We start from the raw sequence: 7,839 nt of genomic DNA, 5'->3' as shown, positions 1-7,839 counted from the left end.
CGCAAATCAATTTCCGATAGTAATTACTTTTTACGCAAACCCTACAAGCTTGTATTTGAGATAGTGATGTGGGTTTGTGGACTGGCCATCATCATTACAGGTCTTTTTATTAAAGAATCTGCCGATTGGTGGGTTATCGGAGGCGGTATCGGAATCTTCTTAGTTGGTGTATTTTCCGACTTTAAGCGAAACCTGCTTATCCGTATTGCTCACTATGTATCGGCAATTGGCGGTTTTGCACTCCTTGGATTAAGTTATTATTTCAGCTTCGGTAATATAGAATATACCATCATCATCGCTATTTCGGCTTTAATTGCAACAGGCTTTGCTGATAAGCGAATTTGGTGTTTAGAGCTGACAATGGCAGCAGAGATATTCGTAGGTCTTTTCTATTTGGCTCACACAATTATGTAGTTCTTGTTTGTTCATGGATAAAAAGGGCTACATATCAAGGATTCGTGAGGATTTAAAAGGCGGACGTAAGCACTCTAAAACCACTATTGAAAGCATTGCAAAAAGCTTCGGTATTGCCAATAAAAACTTGGTGAAAGAATTTACCGAACTGGCAATAATCCTTAATGCAAGAGAGATAGCACACGACAGTTCGCTAACCACTTACGAGAAATACCTTGATATTGTAGCCCTGTATCAATCACAGGTTAACCTATCCATGCGCACAAGCATGAGTGTGTTGATGCAGCAATATTCCACTCCGGCACCCATTTCGTTCCTGGCATCGAGTTATATCTTAAAATCAGGCAGCTTATCAGGTTACAAGGCTTTTAAGAACATCGTAAAAGGTGGAACTAAAGGTAAAATTGTCGGCAATGCACACCTTACCGATGATAAAAAAGACTTTCCAAAGTATTTAGAGCCATCAGCAGGGAACGGACTTTTAACCATTGCTTTGCCTTATCACTATACCCATGTTAACGAGCTGGACGATGTAAGGCTTGCCAACCTGAAAGAACAACCTTTTGCAAAGGTCAGTTCTTGGGATGCCTTAAAACCTCCGGCAGCTTATGACAGAACTTTTGATGGTATAGTTACGAATCCACCTTTCGGTTCGCTTTCTCAACCTGAACTTTTCGGAAAATTTAAAATCAAGCGATTGGAACATGCAATGGCTTTGAATGCCTTACGTTGCATGAAGGATAATGGAAAGGCAGCCATTATCATTGGTGGTCATACCACTTGGGATGAACAAGGTCGGGTAACGGCAGGAACAAATCGCATTTTCCTGAATTACCTCTATCACTTTTACAACGTTGAAGATATTATCCCGATTAACGGCAAAAAGCTATACTCCAGACAAGGAACTTCAATCAATACAAGGTTGATTCTGATTGATGGAGCAAAAGCAATTCCCGATGGAGCAGCTCCACTTAAAGATAAATTGCACAGCACCGTTGTCAATACCCATGAAGAACTTTGGGATAGAGTTCAACTTCAACCATCTCCAGAAATACTTACGAAAATCAACCAGAACATTGCCAGGTTGAGAGCAAAAGCAATTCTCATAAAACAGAAGCAGTATGAAACAAACAATATCATTTAGCAAAAGCAGCATTACCATTAAGTTTGGTAGCGTTCCATCAAAACATATATCGGCAAGGCTTATTGAATTGGGATTTAAAACCAACAACAATAAAAGCTTTGTCCGCACCAAAAAACTGGCTCAAAACGAGCATGAGTATCTACAAGGAATGTTCGGTCATAAAGGGCTGGGTATGGCTTATATCCCAACAGCCGAAAAAGGTTTTATCCTGGATACAACAGTACCCGATTCAATGGGACACGAAATGCACATCGCTATCCGAAAAGTAAAGAAAAGTATCGGGATGCCTCTGTTTGACTATGTTGCCGAGAAACTCGATTACAGTAATGACGAGCTTGTAAAGTCGCTTTCGTGTGAACAGATTGATGCGGTATCATTGGCAATTTACAATATCGAGAAGCGTGGCCAGGGAATCATTGTTGGCGACCAAACAGGAATTGGTAAAGGTAGAACCGCAGCAGCTCTAATCCGCTACGGTGTTAAAAGCGGTTTGCAACCTGTGTTCCTATCCGAAAAGCCTAACCTGTTTACTGACCTGTATCGGGATTTATCCGACATTGGAAGTTCTGCCCTGGTTCCGTTTATCGTGAACACCAAAGAGAGCAAAACCAATGTAAAGGACAAAAGCGGTGAAGTTATTTATACAGCTCCCGAAAAACCTACACAAGAGCGAATCATTAAGGGTAAGAAAGTACCCAACAATTACAACTTTGTTTGTGCCACCTATTCGCAGTTCAATCAGCCGAAAAAGCCAGCCAAACAAGAGTTTTTAAATGCTGCAAGTAGCGGTAATATCATCATCATGGATGAAGCCCACAATGCTTCGGGCAGTTCCAATACAGGTGAGTTCATGCAGGATGTGTTAAGGCAGACCAAAGGCGTTTGTTTTCTTTCAGCCACCTTTGCAAAGCGACCTGATAACATGCCAATTTACGCTCAAAAGACTTCAATGAGCGATGCCAATATGAGCAAAGAGGATTTGGTTGAAGCTATTACAAAAGGCGGTGTGGCTTTACAGGAAGTGTTAGCAGCTCAATTGGTTTCAGAAGGTCAGATGATTAGGCGTGAACGCTCTTTTGAAGGTGTGGAAGTCAACTACATCGAGCTTAAAGAAAAAGCCAAAGAGCAAGCTGAAACAGCCGATAAAGTAACTTCAATCATTCGAGATATAATCGGGTTTCAGGAGAAGTACATCAACAAACAGGTTGATGAGCTTGATAAGATAGCAGCAGCCGAAAGTAAAGAGGTTGAAACTCGCAAAGGAACAGAGAAAGCCGGGGTTGATAACATTCCGTATTTCTCAAAAGTCTTTAACGTCATTAATCAATTGCTCTTTAGCCTGAACGCTGCCGATGTTGCCGACCATGCCATAAACAGGCTAAAAGAAGGCAAGAAACCTATCATTGCCTTTGCCTCCACAATGGGGAGCTTTTTAGAGGGTATGGCAAAACCCGATGATGTTATTAATGGTGATTTTTCTACCGTGTTGGAAAAGGGATTGGATTCTGTTCTTCGCTACACAGAAAAGGATATTGACGGTGAATCACAAGGTAAGCAATTCAATATTGCCGATTTATCGGAAGATGCACAATTGGCTTACTACGATATTATCAGGCGAATTGAACAGGCATCCACAGGTATTACTATCAGTCCGCTTGATTTGATAATCCAAAAGATTAAAGAAGCCGGCTATTCAGTTGGCGAAGTTACAGGTAGAAAGCTTTGTGTTCAGTACAAGAACCTGAACAAGAAAAACACCACCGCCCTGGTGATGAGCCGGAAAAAGGAAAACACAGCCGATTTGTTTCGTCAATTCAATGATAATGAAATAGATTGTTTGCTGATTAACCAAAGTGGTTCAACAGGAGCTTCGGCACATGCCATCGTCACCGATAAGGTGCCAGCGGAAAAAGTAAAGCAGCGTGTGATGGTGATACTCCAACCTGAACTGAACATCAATACCGAAATTCAAAAGCGTGGGCGTATTAACCGCACAGGACAGATAATGAAACCGATTTACGATTACATTATCTCATCCATCCCTGCACAAAAGCGGTTTATGATGATGCTCAAAAAGAAACTGAAATCATTGGATGCCAATACCACCTCCAACCAAAAAAGCAGCAAGTCACAATTGGAATCCGATGACTTTCTGAATAAGTACGGTGACAAAGTGGTTCGCCAATACATGTTGGAAAACGAGGAACTAAACAAAGCCCTGGATAACCCACTCAAATTTGAGGGCAAAGAGAGTGATGAGACACCATCCGAAGGTGATGCTTCAAAGGTAACAGGTCGTGTGGCTGTTTTATCGGTTAAGGAACAGGAGAAGTTTTACCAAGAGGTTATTGAGCGATATAATGACTATGTGGAATACCTCAAGCAAGCCGATGAGTACGACCTTGAAGTGGAAGTCCTGAACCTAAAAGCAGAATCACTTGAAAAGCGTGTTGTGATTGCCGGGAAAGGTGGACGTTCGGTATTTGGTAACGATACTTATTTGGAAAAATGCGAATGCAACGTACTTAAAAAACCTTACAGCAAAGCTGAACTTGAAAAGCTGATTCAAAAACAATTAAACGGTAAACATCCCGATAGCATTTCTGAAGAAATAGTTTCAGCTCACGAGAAATTTGTGCAAAACAAGTTATCTGAGGATTTAAAGGCGTTGGAGGATAAATACAAAGACCTTTTTAATGGCATTACCAATGAGAAAGGCTATCAGAAAATTCCAGTATATGACAAAGCAGCCCAAAGAGATTATGTCGCTGAAAGAACCGAAGAAATTGAAGAAGGGAAACAAGCCGAGATTACCAAGACCAAAACACAAAGCGAGAACCGTAAACGCTACCTGAACAACTTTTTCAAGTTCTTCAAAGTTGGTCATGGTTATTTCTATCCGGCAGTCAGTTTTGAAACCGATAGCAGTTCCAATTCCTATTGCGTATTTCTTGGTTTTGACATTAATCCCAAACGCAAGAATCCTTATGCTCCTTCATCGGTGAAGCTTCGCTTTGCCATATCTGACAGTCGTAAATACATCGTTCTTCCTGCATCGGGAGACACCGCCAAAGAAATTGAGCGTGTAATGAGCCGTAGTATGCAGCTCACCACAGGTCAAAAAGAAAGTTTGATTGAGCGTTGGGATGAAGCCATTAAAGACTTCACGGCAGACCGACAAATCCGATACATCGTAACAGGAAACATATTACAAGGCTCTGCGGACTTTCCGGGCAAGTTGGTGAGCTTCACCACCAAAGGCAGAGGTGTTCAAAAGGGAATTTTAATGAGCGAGGCATGGTCGCCTGACAACAACGATAATAAAGCGGACAACTATGTTGTAGCTCCAATTGCCAAACTGCAAAAACACATTATGAGCCTTCGCAATGGGGCTACCATTGCCACCGAAAACAGGATTACAATAGCCAGGCATTATGATGGCTCTTTTAAGGTCATTATGCCTAAAACCAAAACACATATACCCATTTACACCGATAAAGAAGTGGTGAAGCTCCTGGTTAATAATCGGGATGGTTTTGAAATGGTATCGGGCAATATGAGGGCTTCCGTTGAAGAAAGCAAGATGCCTAAACTACTTAATCTTCTTGGTGAACGATTCAGTTTATCGGTTAAAATTCCTCGCCATTATTACGATGAGTTTTTGGATAAAGGAACAAAGCGTAGCAACACTACCGATAGCCTTACCAATGAGGCGATGAAGATGTTTGAGCAGGACAAAAAGGAATTTCCCAAACGACTGGCAAAACAAAAGCAATCCGCACCTAAAGGTAAAAAGGTAAGCATAGACACAGGCAAACAATTGAAGCTTGTGAAGCTCCGTGCAAAGGCAATCCTGATAAAGCAGAAACAGCTTCGGGCAGTTGCCGGGCTAGGTACTCATCCTAAAATCAAGACCATACTATGACCGAAAAGGAGTTTTATAAAAAGTACAAAGCCATTCACAAGGATATTCGCACCAAAGGAAAATCAAAGGCTTACATTCTAACCAATGGTTTTAAAGAGGGCGTTAATGTCAATGCTTTGCCCATCTATAAAGGTTTTGAGAAGGCAACTGATATTATTGCTACCCGATATAAACCGAGAAAGGGTGACTTCGTTTGGATTCTACCCAAACAAGGATTCATTGAAGGTCGCAATGGTTACAAAACAAAGCAAGGTTACAAGCCCAATCCCAATGATGGATTCTTTATTATCAGCGATGATTGGACTTTATACGAGAACTACTGTGCCAACTTAGCAACACCGAATGATGACCTTGGGGATATTGATACAGAAGTCGAAAAGGCTTTGCAGGAGAAGCAAAAGAACCGGGAATTTAAAGATGCAGGGAAGCGTGTTCATGGTTCCAGGAAAGAACAAGCCATGTACAACAAGCTTATCAGCAGTAGTGATTTAAACAGCATCGAACAAGACGAAGCTACCGCCATCGAGCTAGTCAAAAAGGATAAGGTATTTCCAAAGGTTGACCCACAGGCAGAAAAGGAAAATGGTACGGATTCAGGTTGTGCCTTTCTGAAAGTAAAGGTTCGACAGGCATTCCCTGCAAAGCCACATGCCAACACCAAAGAAGCCAGAGAGCAATATGTGAAAATGGCGGAGGCTTTTGCAAAAGTTCTTTCTGATGCCATTTCAATCACGGATTTACAACAGCTCGATACCATTGCCAATAGTGGTGAGATTGTGGGCAAGCATGATTTTGGAATGATATTCGGCAAAGCACTTCGCAATATCGTCTTTACCATCAAGGGCTATCGGACTACATCTGCGGTTAAGGAAACCTACATGAAAGCCCACCAATATTCAGGTATAACCAAAGAACAGGCAGCTCCCCATGCAAAAAGGTTAAAAGAATACACCGACAAGCGGATAAAACGCCAACAGGATTGCATTGATTCTGCAAAGCAAATCCTTTCTCCTGCCGACATGAAACGCCACAAGCAAAACGACCTGACTTTTCAGGGTGGTATGTTGAGTAGCGTTCGGACTGTGGAGGACTATGTAAGGTATGTTACTCAGGTTTGCACAAGGTTTATCAATGATGCAAAAAGGGAATACGATGAGCAAAAAGAACGATTCCCATACAAGGAATTTAAACCGGATTGGAGCTGGGCAGAAACAAAGAAAACAAGCAGATCAAAAAGCAGCAGCAAGCCTAAAATAGAAGCTGTACCGTTATCATATATCAAACGCACAGGCGGTTTATTAATTGAAGAAGCGGATGAAAATACGGTTATCAAGAAGCTTCATTTTAAATCACTCACTTTAGGAAACTACGTGAAGGATGATGAAGCCAGGGAACACATTCGCCACTTTGTTGCAGCCATCGTTGATTTATGCGAGGTGCTTGACATCAACCTATCCATAAACGAAGCCCTGGCTATTGCTTTCGGTGCATTTGGTCGTGGTGGTAAGGCAATGGCTACCTATTACCCAACACGCCAGCTCATCAACCTGACCAAACGAAACGGTGACGGCTCAGTAGCCCATGAGTGGGGGCATTTCTTCGACCATTACCTGAATGGCTTGGAATTATCAACCAAACCGCTTCGTTCAGAAAGCTACCTGAATACCATCATTGAAAGTTTAGGGTACAAAAAGAAGTATTTCATCGGTGGTAATTCTTCGCCAACAAAAGATTGGTTCAAGGATATTTTAAAAACTTCTATTAACAAGGTTGTACCGACATTTCAGGAGAGACAATCGGTGGTGCATACAAGTATCGTTTCGCTTATCCTAATGCTCCGCTTTGGGTATTATGCTTTGGATGATAAAGCGGTTAGCTATAATGATTTTGATGAGACTAAGAAACGTAGAACCGACAGCTACCTGTATCACTACTCCAAACTTCAAGGTGCTTATTGGAAAGATATTGCCGAGATGTTTGCCCGAAGCTTTGAATGTTATGTGTACGACAAGCTAAAAGAAAAAGACCGGGTAAATAACTACCTGGTATCAGGTGGTATGTTCTCTCATCCTGTTTATCCGCAAGGTCAGGAACGCATTTACATTAATAAGTGCTTTGATAACCTGATTTATGCCATCAAAGAGCATTTATCCATAAAATCATTTGAGCCATTTACCGATAAACGAGCCGATGAATACATCGACCTGACCGAAAAAGGCAGTGTGAACAAAGGTGTGATAGTGGGCAAAGAACGCAAACTGAAACTTGCCAAAATCAGGGCTAAAGCAATTCGCATTAAACAGAAACAAGCCCTTGCGAAGGGCAGCGAATAATAAATAGTGTACTAAAAACTTAA

The 7,839-nt window shown here is 41.6% G+C and carries 4 protein-coding genes; all 4 read left to right on the top strand.

What is annotated here, in order from left to right; all coding sequences use genetic code 11:
• Positions 1-414: hypothetical protein (locus J1N10_RS20295; protein ID WP_262328563.1), on the top strand; the 414-nt coding region annotated here is incomplete at its 5' end.
• Between the two features lie 13 nt (positions 415-427).
• Positions 428-1,558, top strand: a complete 1,131-nt coding sequence (locus tag J1N10_RS20290) for a class I SAM-dependent methyltransferase (RefSeq protein WP_262328562.1) — start codon at positions 428-430, stop codon at positions 1,556-1,558.
• The gene (locus J1N10_RS20285; protein ID WP_262328561.1) at positions 1,536-5,483 is read left to right on the top strand and encodes a strawberry notch family protein; all 3,948 of its coding nucleotides are present in this window, start codon (positions 1,536-1,538) and stop codon (positions 5,481-5,483) included. The genes J1N10_RS20290 and J1N10_RS20285 overlap by 23 nt, the downstream gene beginning before the upstream one ends.
• On the top strand, positions 5,480-7,816 hold the full coding sequence (locus J1N10_RS20280) for an LPD1 domain-containing protein (RefSeq protein ID WP_262328560.1): 2,337 nt from the start codon (positions 5,480-5,482) through the stop codon (positions 7,814-7,816). The genes J1N10_RS20285 and J1N10_RS20280 overlap by 4 nt, the downstream gene beginning before the upstream one ends.
• The last annotated feature ends 23 nt before the right edge of the window (positions 7,817-7,839 follow it).

Origin of the sequence: Carboxylicivirga litoralis, from assembly GCF_025499605.1 — a bacterium.
In the GTDB taxonomy this organism is placed as follows: domain Bacteria; phylum Bacteroidota; class Bacteroidia; order Bacteroidales; family Marinilabiliaceae; genus Carboxylicivirga; species Carboxylicivirga litoralis.
This window is presented reverse-complemented; position numbering and strand designations above follow the sequence as displayed.